The 23,008-nt window shown below is 64.4% G+C and carries 24 protein-coding genes; 16 read left to right on the forward strand and 8 right to left on the reverse strand.

Features of this window, described 5'->3' with window-relative positions:
- The first annotated feature begins 11 nt into the window (after window positions 1-11).
- Window positions 12-134 (forward strand): hypothetical protein, encoded by a 123-nt coding sequence (locus tag ACOI1H_RS10305; RefSeq protein ID WP_422437197.1) that lies wholly within the window; start codon window positions 12-14, stop codon window positions 132-134.
- On the opposite strand, the gene tyrS is transcribed toward ACOI1H_RS10305, so the two are convergent.
- Window positions 131-1,381, reverse strand: coding sequence for a tyrosine--tRNA ligase (tyrS, locus tag ACOI1H_RS10310; RefSeq protein WP_422437199.1), 1,251 nt, complete (start codon window positions 1,379-1,381; stop codon window positions 131-133). The genes ACOI1H_RS10305 and tyrS overlap by 4 nt on opposite strands.
- Before the next feature lie 61 nt (window positions 1,382-1,442).
- On the opposite strand from tyrS, the gene ACOI1H_RS10315 reads away from it, so the two are divergent.
- Complete coding sequence (locus ACOI1H_RS10315) at window positions 1,443-2,549, forward strand: anhydro-N-acetylmuramic acid kinase (RefSeq protein ID WP_422437201.1); 1,107 nt, start codon at window positions 1,443-1,445, stop codon at window positions 2,547-2,549.
- Window positions 2,550-2,648: 99 nt separating this feature from the next.
- Window positions 2,649-3,245, forward strand: a complete 597-nt coding sequence (locus ACOI1H_RS10320) for an outer membrane protein (RefSeq protein ID WP_422437202.1) — start codon at window positions 2,649-2,651, stop codon at window positions 3,243-3,245.
- A 107-nt stretch (window positions 3,246-3,352) separates the two neighbouring features.
- On the opposite strand, the gene ACOI1H_RS10325 is transcribed toward ACOI1H_RS10320, so the two are convergent.
- On the reverse strand, window positions 3,353-4,528 hold the full coding sequence (locus ACOI1H_RS10325; RefSeq protein WP_422437203.1) for a pyridoxal phosphate-dependent aminotransferase: 1,176 nt from the start codon (window positions 4,526-4,528) through the stop codon (window positions 3,353-3,355).
- Between the two features lie 31 nt (window positions 4,529-4,559).
- Window positions 4,560-4,901, reverse strand: a complete 342-nt coding sequence (locus ACOI1H_RS10330) for an MmcQ/YjbR family DNA-binding protein (protein WP_422437205.1) — start codon at window positions 4,899-4,901, stop codon at window positions 4,560-4,562.
- Window positions 4,902-5,108: 207 nt separating this feature from the next.
- On the opposite strand from ACOI1H_RS10330, the gene cysS reads away from it, so the two are divergent.
- Genes cysS through ACOI1H_RS10345 form a run of 3 tightly spaced genes read left to right on the forward strand, consistent with a single transcriptional unit; the run spans window position 5,109 to window position 9,020 of the window.
- Entirely contained in the window at window positions 5,109-6,569 is a 1,461-nt protein-coding gene (cysS, locus tag ACOI1H_RS10335) for a cysteine--tRNA ligase (protein WP_422437207.1), read from the forward strand.
- Between the two features lie 40 nt (window positions 6,570-6,609).
- Entirely contained in the window at window positions 6,610-8,235 is a 1,626-nt protein-coding gene (gene cimA / locus ACOI1H_RS10340; protein WP_422437209.1) for a citramalate synthase, read from the forward strand.
- Between the two features lie 17 nt (window positions 8,236-8,252).
- On the forward strand, window positions 8,253-9,020 hold the full coding sequence (locus ACOI1H_RS10345; protein WP_422437210.1) for a squalene/phytoene synthase family protein: 768 nt from the start codon (window positions 8,253-8,255) through the stop codon (window positions 9,018-9,020).
- Here the strand turns inward: ACOI1H_RS10345 and ACOI1H_RS10350 are convergent.
- From ACOI1H_RS10350 to cobA, 3 genes are read right to left on the reverse strand one after another with little or no spacing between them, the layout of a single operon-like run.
- The gene (locus ACOI1H_RS10350) at window positions 9,017-10,231 is read right to left on the reverse strand and encodes an MFS transporter (protein ID WP_422437212.1); all 1,215 of its coding nucleotides are present in this window, start codon (window positions 10,229-10,231) and stop codon (window positions 9,017-9,019) included. The genes ACOI1H_RS10345 and ACOI1H_RS10350 overlap by 4 nt on opposite strands.
- Before the next feature lie 25 nt (window positions 10,232-10,256).
- Window positions 10,257-11,519, reverse strand: a complete 1,263-nt coding sequence (locus tag ACOI1H_RS10355) for a cobyrinate a,c-diamide synthase (protein WP_422437213.1) — start codon at window positions 11,517-11,519, stop codon at window positions 10,257-10,259.
- Window positions 11,520-11,568: 49 nt separating this feature from the next.
- On the reverse strand, window positions 11,569-12,420 hold the full coding sequence (gene cobA / locus ACOI1H_RS10360; protein WP_422437215.1) for a uroporphyrinogen-III C-methyltransferase: 852 nt from the start codon (window positions 12,418-12,420) through the stop codon (window positions 11,569-11,571).
- Between the two features lie 85 nt (window positions 12,421-12,505).
- On the opposite strand from cobA, the gene ACOI1H_RS10365 reads away from it, so the two are divergent.
- From ACOI1H_RS10365 to pgi, 8 genes are all read left to right on the forward strand, one after another.
- Window positions 12,506-13,552, forward strand: a complete 1,047-nt coding sequence (locus tag ACOI1H_RS10365) for a cobalt-precorrin-5B (C(1))-methyltransferase (protein WP_422437216.1) — start codon at window positions 12,506-12,508, stop codon at window positions 13,550-13,552.
- Complete coding sequence (locus ACOI1H_RS10370; protein ID WP_422437218.1) at window positions 13,549-14,280, forward strand: cobalt-precorrin-6A reductase; 732 nt, start codon at window positions 13,549-13,551, stop codon at window positions 14,278-14,280. The genes ACOI1H_RS10365 and ACOI1H_RS10370 overlap by 4 nt, the downstream gene beginning before the upstream one ends.
- Window positions 14,277-14,906: a DNA-3-methyladenine glycosylase family protein gene (locus ACOI1H_RS10375; protein WP_422437219.1), complete on the forward strand. Its 630-nt coding sequence runs from the start codon at window positions 14,277-14,279 to the stop codon at window positions 14,904-14,906. The genes ACOI1H_RS10370 and ACOI1H_RS10375 overlap by 4 nt, the downstream gene beginning before the upstream one ends.
- Complete coding sequence (locus ACOI1H_RS10380; protein WP_422437220.1) at window positions 14,903-15,571, forward strand: alpha/beta hydrolase; 669 nt, start codon at window positions 14,903-14,905, stop codon at window positions 15,569-15,571. The genes ACOI1H_RS10375 and ACOI1H_RS10380 overlap by 4 nt, the downstream gene beginning before the upstream one ends.
- A 170-nt stretch (window positions 15,572-15,741) precedes the next feature.
- Complete coding sequence (locus ACOI1H_RS10385; RefSeq protein WP_422437222.1) at window positions 15,742-16,326, forward strand: HNH endonuclease; 585 nt, start codon at window positions 15,742-15,744, stop codon at window positions 16,324-16,326.
- Window positions 16,327-16,460: 134 nt separating this feature from the next.
- The gene (gene zwf / locus ACOI1H_RS10390; RefSeq protein ID WP_422437223.1) at window positions 16,461-17,915 is read left to right on the forward strand and encodes a glucose-6-phosphate dehydrogenase; all 1,455 of its coding nucleotides are present in this window, start codon (window positions 16,461-16,463) and stop codon (window positions 17,913-17,915) included.
- 99 nt (window positions 17,916-18,014) lie between these two features.
- Window positions 18,015-18,686 carry a 6-phosphogluconolactonase gene (pgl, locus tag ACOI1H_RS10395; RefSeq protein WP_422437224.1) on the forward strand — a complete coding sequence of 224 codons (672 nt, stop codon included), beginning with the start codon at window positions 18,015-18,017 and terminating at the stop codon, window positions 18,684-18,686.
- 2 nt (window positions 18,687-18,688) lie between these two features.
- Complete coding sequence (gene pgi, locus ACOI1H_RS10400; RefSeq protein ID WP_422437226.1) at window positions 18,689-20,287, forward strand: glucose-6-phosphate isomerase; 1,599 nt, start codon at window positions 18,689-18,691, stop codon at window positions 20,285-20,287.
- A gap of 1 nt (window position 20,288) precedes the next feature.
- Here the strand turns inward: pgi and ACOI1H_RS10405 are convergent, their stop codons facing one another.
- Together ACOI1H_RS10405 and ACOI1H_RS10410 are read right to left on the reverse strand one after the other, a co-directional pair.
- Complete coding sequence (locus ACOI1H_RS10405; RefSeq protein ID WP_422437227.1) at window positions 20,289-20,759, reverse strand: acyl-CoA thioesterase; 471 nt, start codon at window positions 20,757-20,759, stop codon at window positions 20,289-20,291.
- The gene (locus ACOI1H_RS10410) at window positions 20,759-21,103 is read right to left on the reverse strand and encodes a RidA family protein (protein WP_422437229.1); all 345 of its coding nucleotides are present in this window, start codon (window positions 21,101-21,103) and stop codon (window positions 20,759-20,761) included. The genes ACOI1H_RS10405 and ACOI1H_RS10410 overlap by 1 nt, the downstream gene beginning before the upstream one ends.
- Window positions 21,104-21,286: 183 nt before the next feature.
- Between ACOI1H_RS10410 and ACOI1H_RS10415 the strand changes: the two genes are divergently transcribed.
- Together ACOI1H_RS10415 and ACOI1H_RS10420 are read left to right on the forward strand one after the other, a co-directional pair.
- Window positions 21,287-22,570, forward strand: coding sequence for a tyrosine-type recombinase/integrase (locus ACOI1H_RS10415; RefSeq protein WP_422437230.1), 1,284 nt, complete (start codon window positions 21,287-21,289; stop codon window positions 22,568-22,570).
- A 75-nt stretch (window positions 22,571-22,645) separates the two neighbouring features.
- The coding region (locus tag ACOI1H_RS10420) for a hypothetical protein (protein ID WP_422437231.1) at window positions 22,646-23,008 on the forward strand (363 nt) is incomplete at its 3' end.

Raw genomic sequence — 23,008 nt, forward strand, 5'->3', positions numbered from 1 at the left:
GGAGGATCACCTTGCGCCAACGCCCCGCCGTCCACGGCATTCACGCCGCAGCCCCGCGTCTGACCTTACCGGCGACGGCGGTGCTGGCCGCCGTCACCTGTCTGCCGCTGTTGTTGATCGTGCTGCTGGTCTAGACCAGCCGCACCAGCGCGTGCCGCTTGCGCCCTGCCGATAGCTTCATCGGCTGGTCCAGCATGGCGGGTGTGACCATCAGGCCGGCGTCGGTCAGGGCTTCGTCGTTCAGCCTTGCGCCGTTGTCGGCGATCAGCCGCTTCGCCTCTTTGCCGGATGCGGCAAGGCCCGCGCGTACGATCACCTGCGCGATCGAAAGACCCGCGCCCAGATCGGCCGCGGTCAGGTCCAGCGTCGGCAGGTCGTCACCGACTCCGCCTTGCTCGAACACCTCGCGGGCCGTGGCCTCTGCCGCTTCGGCCGCGGCACGACCGTGCAGCAGGGCCGTGACCTCGTTGGCAAGGATGATCTTGGCGGCGTTGATGTCCGACCCTTGCAAGGCACCCAGACGGTCACATTCATCGACAGGCAGTTCGGTGAAGATCTTGAGGAACTTTGACGTGTCCGCATCCGTCGTGTTGCGCCAGAACTGCCAGAAGCCATAGGGGGCCAGCATGTCGCCGTTCAGCCAGACGGCACCGCCGGCGCTCTTGCCCATCTTGCGCCCGTCGCTGGTGGTCAGCAGCGGCGTGGTCAGGCCGAAAATCTCGTGGTCCAGCACCCGGCGCGTCAGGTCGATGCCGTTGATGATGTTGCCCCACTGGTCCGACCCGCCCATCTGCAACAGGCAGCCATAGCGGCGATTCAGTTCAAGGTAATCATAGGCTTGCAGGATCATGTAGTTGAATTCGAGGAAGCTCAGCGACTGTTCGCGGTCCAGCCGGGATTTGACGGATTCGAACGCCAGCATCCGGTTCACGCTGAAATGCCGCCCGATGTCGCGCAGGAAATCGAGGTAGTTCAACTGGTCCAGCCATTCGGCGTTGTTGAGCATGATCGCATCGGTCGGACCGTCGCCATAGGTCAGGTATTTCGCAAAGACCTGTCCCATGCCGTCGATGTTGGACTGGATCTGGTCCGGCCCCAGCAGCGGGCGCTCATCGCTGCGGAAGGACGGATCGCCCACCTTCGTCGTGCCGCCGCCCATCAGCGTGATCGGTTTGTGGCCCATCTTCTGCAGCCAGCGCAGGACCATGATGTTCATCAGATGACCCACATGCAGAGACGCCGCCGTCGCGTCATAGCCGATGTAGGCCGGCACGACCCCGACGCTCAACGCATCGTCAAGGGCCTGATAGTCGGTGCAATCGGCCAGAAAGCCACGCTCCATCATCACGGCCATGAAGTCTGATTTGGGATGGTAGGTCATGTCTTGTTCCCTGTCTCGTGCCGGGGCATCAATAGCGATGGCCGCGGACAAGGGAAAGAGCATGAAGATCAAGGGCCCGATCCGGGCATTGGGCGCGATGTCGGGCACATCGCTGGACGGGATCGACGCCGCCGTGCTGGTCACGGACGGCGAGACGATCACGTCTTTCGGAGAGACCGATTACCGCGAGTATTCCGATCGCGAACGCGGCGTGTTGCGCGCGGCCTTGGGGCGATGGCCCGGTGACGACGTGGCAGCGGCGCAAAAGGTCGTGGAACACGGCCACTATTCCTTGTTGGCCGGGTTCGAGGATGTGGAGCTTGTCGGGTTTCATGGCCAGACTCTCGCCCACGATCCGGGCGGGCGCGGCACGCATCAGGTCGGTGACGGAGCCGCACTGGCGGATCGTCTTGGGTGGCCGGTGGTGTGGGATTTCCGCAGTGCCGACGTGCAGCTGGGCGGGCAGGGCGCGCCGCTGGCCCCCTTCTATCACTTTGCGCTGGCACGGTGGATGCAGGCGGACGACCCGGTCGCGTTCCTTAACCTCGGCGGGGTCGGCAATCTGACGTGGATCAACCCGACCTGTGCCCGGCCAGAGGATGACGGTGCCCTGCTGGCCTTCGATACCGGACCGGCCAACGCGCTGCTGGACGATGCGATGTTCACCCGGCGCGGTGTCGCGCGGGACGAGGGCGGCGCGCTGGCGGCATCGGGTGTCATCGACGACGCGATCGTCGCGGCCTTTCTGGCCCATCCCTATTTCTTTAGGATGCCGCCAAAGTCGCTGGACCGCGACACCTTCGGCGCGTTGGCGAAAGCGGTTCTGCCACTGTCGGATGCCGATGCGGCGGCGACGCTGACCGCCGCCAGCGCCCTTTCGGTGGCAGAGGCGCTGCGCCATTGCCCGCAGCCGCCATCCGCCATCCGGGTCGCAGGCGGAGGACGGCACAACCCGACCCTGATGCAGATGATCGCAGCGGCGGTCGACGTGCCGGTCACACCGGTCGAGGACGCGGGCCTCGATGGTGACATGCTGGAGGCGCAGGCCTTTGCCTATCTGGCCGTGCGAGTCGCGCGGGGTCTGCCGACCTCTTGTCGAGGCACCACCGGCGTGCGCGCGGCGGTTTCCGGCGGCACGATCAGCAGACCTTCGCCGAAATCACTGTGACGTGATTGCAACGGGCTTTCCTTCCCCGCGCAACGGGAGGAAACCAAGCAAAGCATGTCGTCGTTTCAGCGGCATGACCAAACCAAGAAGGACAGTCTTATGAAAACCCTCATCACACTCAGTGCCGCAGCACTTCTGGCCACCGGGTCCGCCGCATTCGCTGGCGGCATCGCAGCGCCCGTGGTGGAGCCGGCTCCCGCCCTCGTTCCGGCCCCCGTTGCGATAGCCCCGATGTCGGCTGACTGGTCCGGCTTCTATGTCGGTGGTCAGTACGGCGCCGGTTCGCTGGAGGACGGCACCGACGACGTCGATCTGACGACCTACGGCGTGCACGCCGGTTACCTCTATGACCTTGGCAACTTCGTGCTGGGTGGCGAGGCGGCCTATGTCGCGGCTGACGTCGACGGCGTCGATTCTGACGGATCCTATGTTGGCCGCGCAGGCGTGATCGCCGGTTACGATGCCGGTCGCTTCCTGCCCTACGTGACGGGTGGCTACGGCTATCTGAACACCGACGACGGCACGACCTCCGCGTCCGACAGTGGCTATTACTACGGTATCGGTGCGACATATGCCGTGACCAGCAATGTGCAGGTCGGGTTGGAGTATCTCGATCACCGCTTCGACGATTTCGACGACAGCGGTGTCGATCTGCGCGCAAAGACGACTTCGCTGAAGGTCTCCTACAGCTTCTGAACGCTGAACGCGGACACGGAAAAGGCGCCCTCGGGCGCCTTTTCTGCGTTTAATTGATCAGGTGATCGGCTGTTTTCGGGGACACGCCGCAAGAAACGTTGCCGGCGTTACGGCGCGCACCGGCTTGCAGCGAAGGTCGCGATGCGGCGCAGGGCATCGACCAGTAGATCGTCGGCCACGGTCATGGCGACGCGGATGTGCCCGGCACCCCCGGCCCCAAAGCTTTCGCCCGGCATCGTGCCGATGCGTTCCGCGTCCAGCAGCGCCTCGGCAAACGCATCTCCGGTCAGGCCGGTCGCGCGGATATCCAGCATCGCATACATCGCCCCGGAAATCGGGGCTGCGCGTACGACATTCTGCCCCGCCAGCGCATCGAGGACGAGCTGGCGGCGGCGGCGAAAGGGTGCCGCGACCGCTTCCTCTGCCGCCGTGCCCTGAGCCAGGGCAAAGACGGCTGCGTCCTGCACGAAACCCGCGACGCCGTAGGTGTTGTGGGTGGCAAGGTTGTGAATCGCGTGAATCACGTCCGGGGGGCCGCAGACCCAGCCCACGCGGCTGCCGGTCATGGCGTGGCTTTTGGACAGGGAGTTCACGACCAGCGTGCGGTCAGCCATGTCGGACAGGGCGCGCGGACTGATGTGCCTGCCCTCCCAGACCTGGGTGTCATAGACTTCGTCCGAAATCAGCCAGAGGTCATGATCGCGGCAGGTATCGGCGATGTCGTCCATCGTCTGCGGGGTGTAGACGGCACCCGTGGGGTTGTTGGGCGAGTTGATCATCAGGGATTTCGCGTCCGGAGCGGCCGCCGCAAGGTCGGCGCGCCGCGGCTGGAACCCGTTGTCCGCATGGGCCAGCACCGCGCGGGGTGTGGCCCCGACGGCCCGGATCGTGCCGGGGTATGTGGCATAATAGGGGTCGATGAACAGGGCTGTATCGCCCGGATCGCAGACCGCGTGATGCGTCGCGAACAGCGCCGCCTGACCGCCCGGCACGATGATCACATTGTCCCGCCCGGTCGGCACGCCGGTGCGGGTCTGGATGCGGTCGGCGACGGCGTCCCGCAGGCTGTCGAAGCCGACGACGGGCGAATACCCTGTATTCCCGGCGCGGGCTGCGTCATGCATGGCGTCCAGAATGGACGGGTCCGTGCGTGTGTCGTGTTCGCCCATCGACAGTAGAATGACGGGGACGCCTGCGGCCCGCAGGGCAAGGGCGCGGTAGTGGACGGCCCAGCCGTCGGACCCGCCGCCAGTGATGTTGCTGATACGGTGTGATAGTTTCATGCCCGCACCCAATCCGGGGCGCAAGCTGCTGTCAACCCGTCCCCAGTGCCTCCCGGGCCTTGCGCGTCAGGCTGGCCAGCACGAGGTCGTGGGACACGCCGATGCGGTGCGCCAGTTCGTCCTCGGCCGCGTCAAGCGGCACATTCACCCAGGATGCATGGCAATAGGGCGCGCGGGCTGCGGCACCGGCGTCGATCAGCATCCGCGCGGTGTCGACGCTGTCGGTCTTGACGCTGACGCCGTGACCCAGGCTGCCGACGATCGCAAAGAGCTTGCCGCCGACCTTCCAGCTGTCGTGGCCGGGGCCGAAATTGTGATCCAGCGTCGCATGGGGCAACGCCTTGCACAGGCGGGTGACGGTATCGCGGGTCATGACGTGGAGGATGCGCCCGTCGCGGGTGTGGCGTCAACTTGTGATCGACAGACCGCCGCGGGAGTGCTATGCACCGCGCATGAACAAGCGTTGCATCCTCATTTGTTGCATCATTCCCTGCTGACATCGTCCGCGGGCCGCTTTTTCACGTTCCATCCCTGAACCGAATTCGCTAGTCCCGCAGGCACAACGCCCGTGCGAGGCCCCATGACCATCGACCAGCCGTCCATCGAACAGCCCTTCATCCGCCTGCAGAACACGAAGACCCGCCGCCGCGAGGAATTGGTGCCGCTGGACCCTGCGCGCATCGGCCTCTATCTGTGCGGACCCACGGTCTATGACCGCGCGCATCTGGGCAACGCGCGCCCTGTGCTGATGTTCGACGTGCTCTATCGGTTGCTGCGGCAGGTCTACGGCGCCGATCACGTGGTCTATGTGCGCAATTTCACCGACGTCGACGACAAGATCAACGCACGCGCCGCCGAGGCCGGGCGCGAGATCGGCGACATCACCGCCGAGACGATCCGCTGGTATCACGAGGACATGGACGCGCTGGGCGCATTGCGCCCGGACCATGAGCCGCGCGCGACGCAGTTCATCGGGGCGATGGTGGACATGATCCGCGATTTGATCGACCGGGGCCACGCCTATGAAGCGGAAGGTCACGTGCTGTTTGCGGTGGATAGTTATGAGGACTACGGCAGCCTGTCAGGCCGGTCGCTGGACGACATGATCGCTGGCGCGCGGGTCGAGGTGGCACCCTACAAGCGCAACCCGATGGATTTCGTGCTGTGGAAGCCCTCGGGCAACGGCCAGCCCGGTTGGGACAGCCCCTGGGGTTACGGGCGCCCCGGCTGGCACATCGAATGCTCCGCCATGTCCCGGGCGCTTCTGGGACCGGCCTTCGACATCCACGGTGGCGGCAACGACCTGCTGTTCCCGCACCACGAAAACGAGATCGCGCAGTCCTGCTGTGCCGACCCCGAGGCGGGCTTTGCGCAATATTGGCTGCACAACGAGATGTTGCAGGTCGAGGGCAAGAAGATGTCCAAGAGCCTCGGCAACTTCGTCACCGTGCGCGACCTGCTGGATCAGGGCGTCAGTGGCGAAGTGATCCGACTGGTGATGCTTGGCACTCATTACGGCAAGCCGATGGACTGGACCGCGAAAAAGCGCGACGACGCAGAGGCTGTGCTGCGCCGCTGGTATGGCATCCTTGCCGGTCACGGCTTCGGCCCCGCGTTGCTGCGCGCGCTGAAGGCTGACGGGCAATGGCACCCGGACGAGGAATTCCTTGGCGTGCTGGCCAACGACATCAACACGCCGGGGGCTATCGCGCGGCTGCATGTGCTGGCCAAGGGCAAGACCCCGGCGCAGCTGGCCGGGTTTGCCTATGGCATGGACCTGCTGGGTCTGGTGCCCGATTGGGCCGACCTGCCGCGGCTTGCCGGGGGCGAGGGCGGTGCGATGGTCGATGATGCCATCGCCGCGCGCATCGATGCGCTGCTTGAAACGCGGGCGACCGCCCGGGCCGCAAAGGATTGGGACACCGCCGACCGGGTGCGAGAGATCCTGACCGCCGCCGGTGTCATCGTGACGGACGTGGGCGGGCAGGCCAGCTGGGCCGCCGGTCCCGATTTCGACGCTGCAGCGCTGGTCGAGACGTGATGTCGGAGTTTGGGAAAAAGCTGGACCGGAAGGCAGCGGCATGACGAAAGAACGCCTCTATCTGTACGACACGACCCTGCGCGACGGGCAGCAGACGCAGGGCGTGCAATTCTCGACCGCCGAGAAGCTGAAGATCACGGCCGTCCTCGATGCGTTGGGTGTCGATTACGTCGAAGGTGGCTGGCCGGGTGCCAACCCCACGGATTCCGAATACTTCGAGCAGGTCGGCACATTGCGCCCGACGCTGACCGCCTTCGGCATGACCAAACGGGCGGGGCGGTCGGCCGAAAACGACGACGTGCTGGCCGCCGTGCTGAACGCGCAGACACCGGCCGTCTGTCTTGTCGGCAAGTCGCATTCGTTTCATGTCAAGACGGCGCTGGGCGTCACCAACGCCGAGAATACCGAGAACATCCGCGCCTCCATTGCGCATATCGTGGCGCAGGGACGTGAAGCGCTGCTGGATGCGGAACATTTCTTCGACGGCTACGCGAGCGATCCGGCCTACGCGCTGGAGGCGATCCACGCCGCCCATGACGCGGGTGCGCGCTGGATCGTGCTGTGCGACACCAATGGCGGCAGCCTGCCCGACGACGTCGGCCGTGTGGTACGCGAGGTCATTGCGAGCGGGATCCCCGGCGACAGGCTGGGCATCCACACCCATAACGACACCGAACATGCCGTTGCAAATTCGCTGGCCGCCGTGCTGGCCGGGGCGCGGCAGGTGCAGGGGACGCTGAATGGTCTGGGCGAACGCTGCGGCAATGCCAATCTGACCGCGCTAATCCCGACCCTGCTGCTGAAGGAACCCTTTGCCAGCCGGTTCGAGACGGGCGTGACCCTCGACGCGCTGCGCGGCTTGAAAAAGGCAAGCCGCGTGCTGGACGACATCCTGAACCGGGTGCCGGCCAAGCAGGCAGCCTATGTCGGCAGTTCAGCCTTTGCCCACAAGGCCGGGCTGCACGCCAGCGCCATCGCCAAGGACCCGACCACTTATGAACACGTCGACCCGGCGCTGGTCGGCAACACGCGCATCGTGCCGATGTCGAATCAGGCGGGCCAGTCCAACCTGCGCGAACGGCTGATGCAGGCGGGGCTCGACGTCGGCCGCGACGATCCGCGCCTGCCGCGCATCCTCGACCGGATCAAGGAGATGGAGAGCCGCGGCTATTCCTACGATACCGCGCAGGCCAGCTTCGAGTTGCTGGCACGGGCCGAGCTGGGTTTGCTGCCGGAGTTCTTCGAGGTGAAACGCTACCGCGTCACGGTCGAGCGGCGGCGCAACAAGCGCGGCCGCATGGTCAGTCTGTCAGAGGCCGTCGTCGTCGTGAAGATCGGCGGCGAGAAGGTTTTGAACGTGTCCGAATCGATCGGTCCCGACGGTTCGGACCGGGGACCGGTCAACGCGCTGAGCCGCGCGCTGGCCAAGGACCTTGGTCCTTATCAGGCGATCATTGACGATCTGCGGCTGGTCGACTTCAAGGTGCGCATAACCGACGGCGGGACAGAGGCCGTGACCCGCGTCATCATCGACAGTGCGGACGGGCAGGGACGGACATGGTCCACGGTCGGCGTCAGCGCCAATATCGTCGACGCCTCGTTCGATGCGCTGCTGGATGCGATCAACTGGAAACTGATCCGCGACGGGGCTGTGGCCGGGGTTTGAATGGCAGAGCGGACACCATGAGTTTCGACGCCTGCGCGCAACTTGTCGAACGGGGCGATCCGGTGCGGTTTCGCGCCACGATGGCGGTGCCTTTGGCCGCGCGGCGTGTGTTGTTCCCGCTATATGGCTTCAACATCGAAGTCGCGCGCACGCCCTGGGTGACCAAGGAGGCGATGATCGCCGAAATGCGCCTGCAGTGGTGGCGCGACGTGCTGGCCGAGATCGCCGAGGGCGGGCCGGTGCGGTCGCATGAGGTGATCGACACGCTGGCACCTGTGCTGGATGCGCAGGGGTGCCGCGATCTGGATACCCTGATCGACGTGCGCCGCTGGGACATCTACAGCGACGTGTTCGCGGACCGCGATCATCTGGACCGCTACATTGCCGGAACCTCCGGTGCGCTGATGGGCACTGGGGCGCGCCTTTTGGGGCAAGCGGACGGGCAAGTCGTCGCCGATTTCGCCTATGGTGTCGGCATCGCCAACTTTCTGCGCGCGATCCCCGCGCTGGAGGCGGAAGGCCGCAAGCCACTGATCGACGGCACGGTCGAAGGCGTGCGCGACCTTGCGCAGGATGCACTGCACCGGTTGGACCGGGCGCGGGCGCAGCACCGGCAGGTATCGCGGGTTGCAGAGGCTGCGCTTGTCGCGGGGTGGCAGGCGCGCCCTGTCCTGCTGCGCGCCATCGCCGATCCGCAGAGGGTGGCTATGGGCGCGTTGGACCCCGCACCGTTCCAAGACCGGCTGCGTCTGATGCGGGCCGCGACCTTTGGCTGGTGGGTCTAGGCGACAGCCCGACGGGACGTGAGGCCAAGCCACACCAGCGCACCGGCGGCCAGAACCAGCAGTGGGATCATGGCGAGGTTCACCATGTCCCAGCCCTGCACCGCACTGCCGCCCGCGCAGTTCATCAACCCGCCCGAGGCAAGCGATGCCACCGTCACCATGCCGAAGACGATGGTGTCGTTCAGGCCCTGAACGACGCCTCGCTCTGCGGTGTTGTGCGATCCGGCCAGCATGGTGGTCGCTCCGATGAAGCCGAAATTCCAGCCGACGCCCAGCAGCACGAGCGCGCCGAAGAAATTGGCCAGTGTCACACCGGACAAGGCGACGACACCGGCACCGGCGAGAATCGCAAGCCCTGCTCCCATGATCCGCGTCACGCCGAAACGGGCGATCAGGTGGCCGGTGAAGAAGCTGGGCAGATACATCGCGATCACATGGGCCGACACGATGTCGTTGGCATTGTTCTTGGTGAACCCGCAGCCCACGACCGCCAGCGGTGTCGAGGTCATCACCATGTTCATCAGCGCGTAGCTGACCATCCCGCAGATGATCGCCACGACGATGCGCGGATCGCGCAGCAGTTGACCACGGGTGCGGGGCGGAATCGCGCTGATCTGCGGCGGTTGGCCACGGGTGCCTTTTGGCAGGTCCAGAAAGTAGAACAGGGTCATGCCGGCAAGGTTCAGCCCGGCGACTGCGAGGTAGGTGCCAAGGAACGGCACGACCAGCGCATCCTGCACCAGCTTGTTCAGTTGCGGCCCGATCAGGGCCGATATCAGGCCCCCTGCGAGGACGTATGAAATCGCCTTGGGCTTGAACGCGTCAGAGGCCGTATCGGCGGCGGCGAAGCGGTAGAAACCCTGCGCGCTCATGTAGATGCCGGTGAAGAAGGAGCCGAGCAGGAGGATCGCGAACGACCCGATGAACAGCCCGTAGGCGGCGATGAGCGCACCGATCGCCCCGGCCGATGCCCCGAGCACGAAGCCGAAGCGGCGACCTCGGCTTTGCATCAGCGGTGACAGCCAAGGTGCCGTCGTCATGGACGAGAATACGATGACGCTGATCGGCAGTGTGGCGAGGCAGACGTTCGGTGAAAGCATCCCGCCCGCAAGACCGCCGATGACGAAGATCATCGGCATCTGCGCGCCAAGGATCGCCTGCGCCGCGACGAGGACAGCCACGTTTCGCCTGGCCCGGGAATCGTCGATCATCGCTGTGCCCCCTGTTCGAAGCCTGTTATGCCCGGTCGATCAGGTGGGCGAAAGACCCCGTGACACGCCCCACGCGCAGGCCCATCGGGGGCAGGACAGTGCCTTCGGCGTCGCGGGCCGCAAAAAGCGGCTCGCCCTGCGCCGACAGTGTGGTGGCATAGTGGAACTCATGCCCCTTCCAGTCCCCGGCAAACGGGCCGGTGTCGGACTGCAGCTGACGATAGCCAAGGTGCAGCCTGCGTGCGGCAAATGAGGTCCGCAGACGCAGAAGCCCGGCCATCGGATAGGTCACGCCGTCGGCGGCGGTCAGGCTGTCGCCGAGGGTCATGTAGCCGCCACATTCTCCATATATATCAGAAGTTTCCGCGGCATTCCTGAGGCTTTGCATGAAGGTCGTGCAGCCGGACAGGCGGTCGGCGTGTAGTTCCGGATAGCCACCGGGCAACAGGATCAAGTCGGCGGGTGGCACGCCGTCGTCTGCCAAAGGCGAAAAGGGCGTGACCTCCGCCCCGGCCGCCCGCCAGTCCTGCACCTGATGCGGATAGAGAAACGAGAAGGCGGCATCCTGCGCCACGGCGATCCGCTGCGCCGGCGCTGTCAGGGTCGCAGGTTCCGGACTTGGCAACGGGGTCGCAGCGGCCGCGATCGCACCGATGTCACAACCAGCGGCAATCCAGTCGGCGGCCCGGTCGAGGAAGGCAGGCAGGTCGGGATCCTCCATCGCCTGCACCAGTCCCAGATGGCGTGACGGGCGGTCGAGGTCGGTCCTGCGCGGCAGGATACCGAGGATGGGCAGGCCGAGGGGGTCCAGTGCACGGCGCAGCATCCCGGCGTGACGGTCTGAGCCCACCTTGTTCAGGATCACGCCTGCCACGCGCACCGATGGATCATGGTGCGCAAAACCGGCGACCAGCGGCGCGATGGACTGCGCCATCCGGGCGGCGTCGACGATCAGGACGACGGGCAGGCCCAGCAGACGGGCCAGATCGGCGGTCGATCCGGCTCCGTCGGGCGGTGCGCCGTCGAACAGACCCATGGCCCCTTCGACGATCAGCAGGTCATCGGTCGCCGCACGGCGCTGGAGCGATGCAGGTGTCATCGCCCAGGCGTCGAGGTTCAGGCAGGGCTGACCGCAGGCGGCCGCATGATAGGCGGGGTCGATGTAATCCGGCCCAGATTTCGCACCCCGCACCGCAACGCCGGACCGGGCCAGCGCGCGCAGCAGTCCAAGCGTCACTGTGGTCTTGCCACTGCCCGACGCCGGTGCGGCGAGGATCAGGCCCGGCATCGCGGGTCAGATGCCTCCGCCGGGCGTTCATCTGGCCAGATGATAGGGATCATGCGCTGATCGCCGGCATGCCGCGGCCGAGTGGGTCGAGGTTGCGGGGTGCGTCGCCCGCCATCATGCCCTGCCAGTCCAGTACCTGCCGCATCAGAACGGATTGACCGACGCAGATGATCGCAGGCGGCTCCAGCCCTGCGGCGGCGATGTCGCGGACGATCGTGCCAAGCGTGGTTTCGAGCACGCGCTGTTCGGGCGTGGTGGCGTTCGTGACGACGGCGCACGGCTCCGACACACTGCGGCCCGCCGCGATCAGGTGGCCTGCGATCTGGGCGATATGTTTCATCCCCATGTAGATCACGATCACCTGGCTTCCCTTTGAAATACTTGTCCAATCCAGCGAGCCCGGCGTGTTGCCACTTTGATCGTGGCCGGTAACGAAAGTGACGGACTGGTTCACGTCGCGGTGCGTCACGGGGATGCCCGCATAGGCCAGCCCGCCGATACCGGCCGAAATGCCGGGGATGATGCGGACCATGACGCCGTGCTGGACCAGCGTCTGCGCCTCTTCTCCGCCGCGACCGAAGACGAAGGGATCGCCACCCTTCAACCGCAGCACCCGCTTGCCTGCGCGGGCAAGGTCCACCAGACGAAGGGAAATGTCGCGCTGCTTTGCCGACGGTTTGCCGCCGCGCTTGCCCGCATAGATGCGTTCGGCCTGCGGTGCCCAGTCAAGGATCGATTCCTGCACGAGGGCGTCGTAGATCACTACATCCGCCTGCCGCAGCGCGTTCAGGGCGTGCAGCGTCAGCAACCCCGGATCGCCGGGACCGGCGCCGCACAGCCAGACCCAACCCGGTTCCATCACGGGCCAGTCGTAGCGGGGGAGCGGGGGCGTCGTGTCCATGCCCGTCTTATGCCGCGTTGCGGCGGCGTTGAAAAGCGCGGGATGCGGCATTTTCAAGTGTCGCGCCGACCGCTAGGGTGACGCCATGACACGCAAGCCCGAGGGCCCTTTGCGCCGTGGCTGGACCACGGGTGCCTGTGCGACGGCCGCCGTGCGTGCCGCGCTGCTCCGGCTTTGGGGCGGCGCGTTTCCCGACACGGTGCAGATCACCCTGCCAAAGGGCGAGACTCCGGTCTTTGCCCTTGCGCATAGCGCGACGGGCGACGGCTGGGCCGAGGCGGGCATCACCAAGGATGCGGGCGATGATCCCGACGTCACCCACGGCGCGCTGATCGTCGTGCGGGTGACGGCCAGTGCGGGCGGCGTGACCTTTCATGCGGGCGAGGGGGTCGGCACCGTCACGAAGCCCGGACTGCCGATCGGCGTGGGCGAGCCTGCCATCAATCCGGTCCCGCGTGAGATGATGACAGCGCAGGTTCAGGAGATGGCGGCGCGGTTCGGCCGTCCCGCCGACGTGGCGATCACCGTGTCGATTCCCGGCGGTGTTCAGATCGCCGAAAAGACGTGGAACCCGCGTCTTGGCATCGTCGGTGGCCTGTCGGTCCTGGGCACGACGGGGATCGTGCGGCCGTTCTCTTGTGCGGCTTGGATCGCGTCGATCCATCGCGGGGTGGATGTGGCGCGCGCCAGCGGGCTGTCCCATGTCGCGGGCTGCACCGGATCGACGAGCGAGGCCGTGGTACAGCGCCTGCACGGCCTGCCGGATCACGCCATGCTGGACATGGGCGATTTTGCCGGCGGCATGCTGAAATACCTGCGGCGACATCCGGTGCCGCATGTCACCATCGGCGGCGGCATCGGCAAAATGACCAAGCTGGCGCAGGGTGCGCTCGACCTGCATTCGGGGCGCAGTCAGGTGGACTTTGCGGCCCTCGCGGCGCTTTGCGGCGATCCACGACTGGCGCAGGCGAACACGGCCTTGCAGGCTTACGAGATCGCGGGCAAACCTGCGGCACAGGCGGTCGCCGACCGCGCCTTGCAAGTCGTGACAACGGGATTCGGGGGCAAGATGACATTCGACATCGTGGTGATCGACCGGGCGGGTGCGGTGCTAGCGCGGGCTGGCGCATGACCATACTTCTGCTGGCCGGAACGGCCGAGGCGCGCGTCATCGCCGAGGGGCTTCAGGGATCGGGTATCACGGCCATAGCCTCTCTTTCCGGTGCCACGCAACGGGCGCGGCCCTTGCCACTGCCGACCCGGATCGGCGGCTTTGGCGGACGCGAGGGTTTTGTGGCCTATTTGAATGAGGCGGGGATCACTGCCGTGCTGGATGCCACGCATCCTTTTGCAGACCGGATTACCGCCCGCACGGCGCAGGTCTGCGCCGAAATGGGGCTTCCTTATCTGTATCACCTGCGCGCCCCCTGGCTGCCCGACCCCGGCGACGACTGGCGCGAGATCGCGCGGGAGGAGGATGCCGCAGCGTTGATCCCCTCTGGCAAGACGGTCTTTCTGGGCACCGGGCGGCAGACGCTGGACCGCTTCGTCAATCTGGAAGGGCGGCGTGTGATCTGTCGCCAGATCGATCCGCCGACCGCCCCCTTTCCGTTTGAAGGTGGCGAGTTCCTGATCGGTCGCCCGCCGTTTTCGGTGGCGCATGAACGCGATCTGTTTGCGGCGTTGCGGATTGACTGGATCGTGGTCAAGAATGCGGGCGGTGCAGCCAGCCGCACAAAGCTGACGGCGGCGCAGGAGCTTGGCATCCCGGTGCTGATGATCCGTCGGCCCGCGACACCCGCAGGGGTGGCCATCACGGATAGCGTGCAGTCGGCCGTGGATTGGGCCAGGGCAAGGTGACGGGCCGGATCATCCGCGGCGATGCCTGCGTCGCCGAGGGGGCGGCTTGGCTGGCATCGCGCGATGCGCGCTTTGCCCATGCGGTCGCGACGCTCGGACCGTTGCCGCTGCGCCTGCGCGGCGACGGGTTTCCGGCGCTCGTCTCAGCGATCTGTGGCCAGCAGGTCAGCGTGGCCTCGGCCAGCGCGATCTTCGGGCGGTTGCAGGCCGCTGGCATGACCGACCCGGCCAACGTGCGAAGGGCAACCGAGGACGATCTGCGCGGTCTTGGCCTGTCCCGGCCCAAGTCGCGCTATGTGCTGGCGCTGGCCGCGGCCGATCTGGACTACGACGCGCTGCGGACGGCACCGACCGACGAGATCATTGCGACGCTGGTCAAGGTTCCGGGGGTCGGCGTCTGGACGGCAGAGATCTATGCGATGTTCAGTCTGGGCCGCGCCGATGTCATCGCGCCCGGCGATCTGGCGTTGCAGGAAGGCGCGCGGATGCTGTTCGCGCTGCCCGCCCGCCCGCCCGACAAGGCCCTGCGCACGATGGCCGCGGACTGGTCGCCCTGGCGGTCGGTTGCGGCACGGCTGCTCTGGGCCTATTACGCGCAGATGAAATCACGCGAGGGGATCCGATGACACGCGCACTTCACGCCGGCCGCAAGGAACCCGCATCGGGAGAGGTGCGCGCCGCTGTCATCTTTCTGCACGGGTACGGGGCCAACGGTGCCGATCTGCTGGGGCTGGCCGACCCGTTGATCGACCACATGCCCGACACGCTGTTCCTGGCACCCGACGCGCCAGAGGATTGCGCAGGGTCGCCGATGGGGTTCCAGTGGTTTCCCATTCCCTGGATCGACGGATCGAGCGAGGAAGAGGCCGAAGCCGGACTGCGCCGCGCGGCGGAGGATCTGAATGCCTTCCTCGATGGCGTGATGGTGGACGAGGACCTGTTGCCGGAACAGGTCATGGTGGTTGGGTTTTCCCAAGGGACCATGATGGCGCTGCACGTTTTGCCGCGTCGCGAAGACCCGGTCGCGGGGCTGGTGGCGTTCTCTGGCCGGTTGCTGCAACCGGAATCGCTGGCCGACGAGGTTGTCAGCCGTCCGCCCATCCTGCTGATCCACGGCGATCTGGACAATGTGGTGCCGCCGCAAAGTCTGCCGCAGGCGGCAGAGGCCCTGCAGGGGGCTGGCTGGACCGATGTCTATGCCCACGTCATGAAAGGCACCGCCCATGGCATCGCGCCGGACGGGTTGCAGGTGGCGCTAGCCTTCATGGCTGACCGGCTGGGTATGGACTGATCCCGACCGTCACATCGGTTTTACCTGACCGGGGCATACCAGCGATATCTGGGGTCACATTAGCCATTGGCTTTTGATCCGCCCCAGATATAGTTTTCCTGACGCGGCCGGTGCGGCCCCGTGGCAAAGGGTGCCGTCAGCCGACCGCCAGCAGATGGATGCAGGCGACGATGGACGGTGATTTCAGAACGGAATTCGTGCGGGAACCGGGGGCGTTGAAACACTTCCCGGCTCTGGTGTTGAACGCGGACTACAGGCCCTTGTCCTACTACCCGCTGTCGCTCTGGCCCTGGCAGGAGGCGGTGAAGGCAGCCTACCTTGATCGGGTCACGATCATCAGCGAATACGACGCAGAGGTGCACAGCCCATCGACCCGGATTCGCATCCCGTCGGTCGTGGTGCTGAAGGATTTCGTCAAACCCCAGAAACGCGTGGCCTTTACCCGGTTCAATCTCTTTCTGCGCGACGAATTCTGCTGCCAGTACTGCGGCAGCAAGGGCGATCTGACCTTCGATCACGTTCTGCCGCGCGCCCGAGGCGGCGTCACAAGCTGGACGAATGTCGTCGCCGCTTGCAGCCCCTGCAACCTGCATAAGGGGTCCAAGCTGCTGAAACAGTCGGGCATGACCCTGCGCCGACCGCCGCGTCAGCCAGCAGCGGCTGAACTGAACAACATCGGGCGGAAATTTCCGCCGGGTCACATGCACGACAGCTGGATGGACTACCTCTATTGGGACGCCGAACTGGAGGCATGACGTCTTGTTTTCGGCGACCTGATCTTGATATCCGGGATGGTATCGATCGGAACGGCGCGCGCTAGACTTTTCCGATGCCGCTGGGTATCAGCTAGGCGTTAGCGCTAACGCGCCCCTCACTGCCCGGAGTTCTCATGGTCTCTCGTGTCATTCCCGTCGATGAATTCGACCTTGTCATCTTTGGCGGCACCGGCGATCTGGCGCGGCGCAAGATCCTGCCGGGCCTTTTTCGCCGCTACCTTGCGGGCCAGATGCCCAAGGGCAGCCGCATCATCGGTGCCGCGCGGTCCGAGATGGACAGCGACGGCTACCGTGCGATGATCGCCGAAGCGATCGCGGAGTTCGGTGGCGAGGAACGCAAGGATTCCACGGAGCTGAATGGGTTTCTCGAGACATTGCATTATGTCGCCATCGACGCACAGGGCGACGGCGGCTGGACCGAACTGTTCGACGTGACCCGCGATGGCGTGATCCAGGCTTTCTATTTTTCGGTCGCGCCGTCGCTGTTCGGCGACCTTGCGGAACGCCTGCACAAGCACGGCATCGCCGACGACACCAGCCGCATCGTCGTGGAAAAGCCGTTCGGCCGCGACCTTGCGTCAGCCAAGGCGCTGAACGACACGCTCGCCGCCCATTTCGAGGAACGGCAAATCTACCGGATCGACCATTATCTGGGCAAGGAAACCGTGCAGAACCTGATGGCGGTCCGTTTTGGCAACGTCCTGTTCGAGCCGTTGTGGAACAGCCATTATGTCGATCACATCCAGATCACCGTGGCGGAAACCGTCGGTGTTGGCGGGCGCGGGGCCTATTACGACAAGTCAGGTGCCATGCGGGACATGGTGCAGAACCACCTGATGCAACTGCTGTGTCTGATCGCGATGGAACCGCCCTCGGTCTTTGGCGCGGACGAGGTGCGCGACGAAAAGCTGAAGGTGATCCGCGCGCTGCAACCGGTGGAGCCGCATCACATCGTGCGCGGCCAGTATGACGCGGACGCCGACAGTCCCAGCTACCGCGCCGATGTGGAAAACCCACGCAGCTTTACCGAAAGCTTCATTGCGATGAAGGTTCAGGTCTCGAACTGGCGGTGGGCGGATACCCCGTTCTACCTGCGCACCGGGAAGAAGTTGAAGGGCCGCGCATCCGAGATCGCAGTGGTGTTCAAGGACCTTGGCCATTCCATCTTCGAAGGCGACACGGCGCGGCATCGCAACATCCTCGCCATCCGGTTGCAGCCGAACGAAGGCATGGACTTGCAGGTCACGATCAAGGAACCCGGTCCCGGCGGCATGCGCCTGATCGACGTGCCGCTGGACATGACCTTTGCCGACGCACTGGGAGAGGATTCCGAACCTGCGACCGACGCTTACGAGCGTCTGATCATGGATGTGATCCGCGGCAACCAGACCCTGTTCATGCGCGGCGATGAGGTGGAGGCCGCCTGGGCCTGGACCGATCCGCTGATCGACGGCTGGGAAGGGCGCAACGACGTCCCCAAACACTATGAACAAGGCAGCGCGGGTCCAGAGGATGCGATGATGCTGATGCACCGCGACGGCCGCCGCTGGCGCGATATCAAGGGCTAGGCGACCGGCAGCCGAACCCTGCATCACGCCCGGTTTGGCAAAGCGCGCCGGCTGTGCTTTGGTTCCCCCGACACTGATCCTGATCCAAAGGCCAAACCCATGGAATTCATCGCGTATCCCGACGGCGAAATGATGATGATCGACCTTGCCAACGTGCTTGCGGGCGAACTGCGCCAATGTCTGCAGACGCATGACCACGCGTCGTTTGCGGTACCGGGCGGCACCACACCGGGGCCGATCTTCGACAATCTGTGTTCGGCCAATCTTGATTGGGCGCGGGTCCATGTCATGCTGACCGACGAACGCTGGGTGCCAGAGACGTCCGAGAGGTCCAACACCCGCCTGATTCGCCAGCGTCTGCTGACGGACCGCGCCGCAGAGGCGATCTACGTCCCGCTTTACGCCGACGCACCGACGCCAGAGGACCAGCTGGACGACCTGCAAGAGGCGCTGACGCCCGACCTGCCGTTGTCGCTGGTCCTGCTGGGCATGGGGACGGACATGCATACTGCGTCGATCTTTCCCGGTGCCGACCAGCTGGACCGCGCCCTTTATGGCGACGACCGGTTGATCGCGATGCGGGCGCCCGGCGCGCCTGAACCGCGGATCACCCTGTCGGCCAAGGTGCTGCGCGAGGCGATGAGCCGTCACATCGTCATCGTCGGCCAGGAGAAACGCGATGCGCTGGAACGCGCCGTCAACCTGTCACCCGAAGAGGCCCCCGTCGCTGCGATCCTGCCCGGGTCCATCGTTCACTGGGCGGAGTCCTGAAAATGTTTGCAGATCTGAGAAAGCATTATGCGGCAATCAAGGATCGCCGGATCGAAGCGACGCTGGACGCCGACCGCGCAGCGGCCTTTGCCGCGCAGGCGGGCGACCTGCGGCTTGATTTTGCCAAGACCCAGATCGACGACCGCGCCCTGTCGCAGTTGATCGACCTGCTGGAGAGGACCGGCGTCGCGGACAAGCGCGAGGCGATGTTCTCGGGGGCGGCCATCAACGACACCGAAGGCCGCGCGGTTCTGCATACCGCGCTGCGCAACCTTGACGGAGGCGCGGTCACGGTCGACGGGCAGGACATCATGACAGAGGTGCGGGCGACGCTGGACCGCATGGCCGACTTCGCCACGTCCATGCGTGACGGCAGCTATGCCGGGCAGGGTGGCGCGATCACCGATGTCGTCAACATCGGCATCGGCGGGTCCGATCTTGGCCCCAAGATGGGCACGCTGGCATTGGCCCCCTACCATGACGGGCCGCGGTGCCATTTCGTCAGCAACGTCGATCCGGCGGATATCGCGCAGACCCTGCGCGGACTCGATCCCACCACGACGCTGGTGATCGTGGCGTCAAAGACCTTTACCACGATCGAGACGATGACAAACGCCCGCACCGCGAAGGCGTGGATGAGCGAGGGCGGCGGTGATGTCGGACGTCAGTTCGTGGCCCTGTCTACCGCCGCTGACAAGACGGCTGACTTCGGCATCGACCCGGCCCGCGTCTTTGGTTTCGCGGATTGGGTCGGGGGGCGCTATTCCATGTGGGGGCCGATCGGGTTGTCGCTGATGATCGCGATCGGTCCCGACGCCTTCCGGGCCTTTCTGCGCGGCGGGCAGGCGATGGACCTTCATTTCCGCAGCGCGCCCTGGCGGGAAAACCTGCCGGCGCTGCTGGCGCTGGTTGGCCTGTGGCACAATCAGGTCTGCGATCATGCGACCCGCGCCGTGCTGCCCTATGACAACAACCTGTCGCGCCTGCCGGCCTATCTTCAGCAGTTGGAGATGGAGAGCAATGGCAAGGGCGTCAGCCTTGACGGCGTGCCGCTGCCGTTCAATTCCGGCCCGGTCGTCTGGGGCGAACCGGGGACCAACGGACAGCACGCCTTCTACCAGTTGATCCATCAGGGCACGCGGGTCGTGCCCTGCGAATTCCTTGTCGCCGCGCGCGGCCACGACGACACGCTGCATCACCAGCACCGCCTGCTTGCGGCCAACTGCCTTGCACAGTCCGAGGCATTGATGAAGGGGCGCACGCTGGAAGAAGCGAAAAAGAAACTTGCCGGAAAGTTCGACGGTGCCGCGTTGGATCGGCAGGCGGCGCACCGGGTGTTTCCGGGCAACCGCCCGTCGATCACGCTGACCTATCCGCAACTGACGCCAGAGGTGTTGGGGATGCTGGTCGCCTTGTATGAACACCGCGTTTTCGTCGAAGGCGTCGTGCTGGGCATCAACTCCTACGATCAATGGGGCGTGGAATTGGGCAAGGAACTTGCGACGTCGCTACAACCTGTCGTCAAAGGCGAAAAGCCCGCCACCGACAAGGACGGATCGACGGCGGCGCTCGTGGGCTTTCTGCAAGGGCACGGGCTGTAGGTCAGCCCGTGACCGACCCGTCCCGGTCGATGAACATTTGCCGGATGTGATCGGGCAGGGGCCGCTTGGTGTCGTCGTCGTTCAGCATGACGATCACCGCGTGGCTGGTCGTGCACAGTTGCCCATCAACCCAGACCGCATATTCCATCGTGAAACTGGTGTTCCCGAGCTTTGTCGTGCGACCCGTCATGATGTAGGTGTCGGTCAGCTTGATCTCTCGGATGTAGTCCAGACCGATGCTGCGCAGCACGACCTTTGGCCGCTTGCCGTCGACTTTCCAGATCGCGCGATCGGCGAAATAGAGGATGCGCAGGTTCTCGAACCACTTGAGGTAGACGGCGTTGTTGACGTGTTGCAGCGCATCGATCTCTCCGAAGCGGACCTTGTCGGCCATGCCGAAGGACCAGGGTTCGGGAATGCCAGCCGCGCGCAGGTCATCTGCATGCAGCGGGGTCAGGAACGGGACGGTCATCAGACGACTGCGGTAACGATGATCTCGACCTTGTAGGCGGGGGTCGCGAGCTTTGCCTCTCCGGTCCAGCGGGCGGGGGCGTGGCCCTTGGACACCCAGCCGTCCCAGACCGCATTCATCGCGGCGAAATCGGCGATGTCGGCCAGCCAGACCTGTGCGGTCAGGATCTTTGTCTTGTCGGTTCCGGCCAGCGCCAGAAGGCGGTCGATCTGGGCCAGCACCTCGGTGGTCTGCGCCGTCGCATCCTCACCGGGCTTGCCGACCTGACCCGCCAGATAGACGATGCCGTTGTGCACGACAGCCTGGGACATCCGGTCGCCGGATTCGATACGTTGAATGGTCATGGGATGTTCCTGCGCGAAAGAGGATGGAGCGGGTAACGAACTCCGCTGTGGTGTCGTTTCCTGTATCACTTCGTATCTTAGGGTCAAGTAAATAGGGGCATTTTTAAGAAGCAGTTGTAACCTCGCGTTGTGTCACGTAGCAATCAATTACCCCTTCTTGGGCGGGTTGAATGTGGGGCTGATATGCCAAAGCGTGCCAAGGAACTCTCTGCCATCGAAGTTAGGCGGCTTGGTCGGGGTGTGCATAATGTGGGCGGCGTGGCTGGTCTGCTGATGCAAGTCTCGGAAAATGGTGCGCAGTCGTGGCTGTTGCGTGTGAGGGTCGGACACAAGCGGCGCGAAATTGGCTTGGGTCCTTTTCCCGAGGTAACTCTTGCAAAGGCGCGTGAGAGAGCCACTGAGACGAAAACTGACATCCGCAAAGGTATTGATCCAGTAGAAAGCCGCAAGGCCGCAAGATCGGCGCTGATCGCATCTCAACGGCAAGGTTTGACTTTTATCGAGGCGTTCGAAAAGTATGCTGCAAAGAAATTGCCGGAACTCCGAACAGAACGATACCGGGAGCAGTGGCGGGCGACCGTCGAAAAGTACGCGTTCCCAGAACTCGGTGGCATGTTGGTGCAGGAGATCGGTCGTGAAGACATCCTGCGGATTTTGCATCCGATCTGGGAAACCCGCACTGAGACGGCAACCAAAGTTCGCCAACGGATCGAGAAGACCCTCGACTACGCAAAAGCGGCTGGTCACCGGACTGGGGATAATCCGGCGGCATGGCGCGGCAATCTCGAACTGGCACTTTCAGCACCGAATAAGATTGCGCCAAAGCAAAACTATCCTGCCTTGCAGCTTGATGATGCAACGCGATGGTGGTTCGACCTGAAAGCACAGAAAGGTATGGGCGCAGCTGCCTTGGCATTTCAGGCTCTGACAGCATCACGAACCGGGGCCGTGCGTTTCGCGAAGTGGGATGAAATAGACCTTGATGCACGTCTGTGGACCATCCAGCCGGGGCGCATTGCAAGCAAGATACCCCCGACAGGCAAACCGCACCGAGTACCACTAACGGAGGCTATGATTGAGCTTTTAGATACATTGCCGCGCCTAGGTGACCTGCTTTTCACGGCACCGCGCGGCGGCAGCTTGTCAGACGCGACCTTGGGTAAGTCCATGCGGGCGATACACGAAGCTGACATTGAGCGGGGTGGCATTGGCTACCTTGACGCCAAAACAAAAGAGCGGGCCGTGCCTCATGGGCTTAGAAGCTGCTTTCGTGTGTGGGTAACGGAGCGCACCAACTTTGATGGCGACATGGCCGAAATCGCACTGGCGCATATGGTGGGCAGCAAGGTCAGGCAAGCCTACGATAGGTCAGACATGATCGAAAAGCGGCGGTCAATGATGGACGCTTGGGCGGGTTTTCTTGTGGGCAATGATCAAAAAATAGGGGGAGTTGTTCGGTTTTTGTAACCAAAAAATTTGGCGCTGCCATCGAGGAACTCTCTTGGTTAGCGAGTAAGAAATGAATGTTTAGGGAAATAGCAGATGACTTCAAAGAATCTCGATCATTGGCGATTATCGGACAGACTATCTGTGCCGCACGCTGCGGTGCTGATACTTGGCGAGGACCCTAGCGCGGGCTTAGAGCCGAACTTCGAGACAGGAGATCCCGAGTATAGATACGATGGTTTTTATGCCGTTTTCGAGAGCCTCAAATCGGCGGTAATCGCGGGTTCATTAAACGCACGGTTAGCTTATCCAGCCCGAACTAAGCTTGATAGAATGCCGGGCGCTAACGCAACTGTCGTCCTCGAAATGGGGCGGATAGAGACCGAACTGTCCTACGATATAATTCTACCCCCTGAAGAATGGGTTAGCGAAGCTTGGACTGATCAAGTCGTAATCGAG

Source organism: Loktanella sp. DJP18 (genome assembly GCF_049310965.1).
Classification (GTDB): domain Bacteria; phylum Pseudomonadota; class Alphaproteobacteria; order Rhodobacterales; family Rhodobacteraceae; genus Loktanella.

Coding starts and splice junctions, on each gene's coding strand:
- ACOI1H_RS10330 (WP_422437205.1), bottom strand. CDS start 4,901: ATGACCCGCGATACCGTCACCCGCCTGTGCAAGGCGTTGCCCCATGCG.
- ACOI1H_RS10345 (WP_422437210.1), top strand. CDS start 8,253: ATGAGTTTCGACGCCTGCGCGCAACTTGTCGAACGGGGCGATCCGGTG.
- cysS (WP_422437207.1), top strand. CDS start 5,109: ATGACCATCGACCAGCCGTCCATCGAACAGCCCTTCATCCGCCTGCAG.
- cobA (WP_422437215.1), bottom strand. CDS start 12,420: ATGGACACGACGCCCCCGCTCCCCCGCTACGACTGGCCCGTGATGGAA.
- cimA (WP_422437209.1), top strand. CDS start 6,610: ATGACGAAAGAACGCCTCTATCTGTACGACACGACCCTGCGCGACGGG.
- ACOI1H_RS10365 (WP_422437216.1), top strand. CDS start 12,506: ATGACACGCAAGCCCGAGGGCCCTTTGCGCCGTGGCTGGACCACGGGT.
- ACOI1H_RS10380 (WP_422437220.1), top strand. CDS start 14,903: ATGACACGCGCACTTCACGCCGGCCGCAAGGAACCCGCATCGGGAGAG.
- ACOI1H_RS10405 (WP_422437227.1), bottom strand. CDS start 20,759: ATGACCGTCCCGTTCCTGACCCCGCTGCATGCAGATGACCTGCGCGCG.
- pgl (WP_422437224.1), top strand. CDS start 18,015: ATGGAATTCATCGCGTATCCCGACGGCGAAATGATGATGATCGACCTT.
- ACOI1H_RS10370 (WP_422437218.1), top strand. CDS start 13,549: ATGACCATACTTCTGCTGGCCGGAACGGCCGAGGCGCGCGTCATCGCC.
- ACOI1H_RS10410 (WP_422437229.1), bottom strand. CDS start 21,103: ATGACCATTCAACGTATCGAATCCGGCGACCGGATGTCCCAGGCTGTC.
- tyrS (WP_422437199.1), bottom strand. CDS start 1,381: ATGACCTACCATCCCAAATCAGACTTCATGGCCGTGATGATGGAGCGT.
- ACOI1H_RS10385 (WP_422437222.1), top strand. CDS start 15,742: ATGGACGGTGATTTCAGAACGGAATTCGTGCGGGAACCGGGGGCGTTG.
- ACOI1H_RS10415 (WP_422437230.1), top strand. CDS start 21,287: ATGCCAAAGCGTGCCAAGGAACTCTCTGCCATCGAAGTTAGGCGGCTT.
- pgi (WP_422437226.1), top strand. CDS start 18,689: ATGTTTGCAGATCTGAGAAAGCATTATGCGGCAATCAAGGATCGCCGG.
- ACOI1H_RS10320 (WP_422437202.1), top strand. CDS start 2,649: ATGAAAACCCTCATCACACTCAGTGCCGCAGCACTTCTGGCCACCGGG.
- ACOI1H_RS10350 (WP_422437212.1), bottom strand. CDS start 10,231: ATGATCGACGATTCCCGGGCCAGGCGAAACGTGGCTGTCCTCGTCGCG.
- ACOI1H_RS10325 (WP_422437203.1), bottom strand. CDS start 4,528: ATGAAACTATCACACCGTATCAGCAACATCACTGGCGGCGGGTCCGAC.
- ACOI1H_RS10355 (WP_422437213.1), bottom strand. CDS start 11,519: ATGCCGGGCCTGATCCTCGCCGCACCGGCGTCGGGCAGTGGCAAGACC.
- ACOI1H_RS10315 (WP_422437201.1), top strand. CDS start 1,443: ATGAAGATCAAGGGCCCGATCCGGGCATTGGGCGCGATGTCGGGCACA.
- zwf (WP_422437223.1), top strand. CDS start 16,461: ATGGTCTCTCGTGTCATTCCCGTCGATGAATTCGACCTTGTCATCTTT.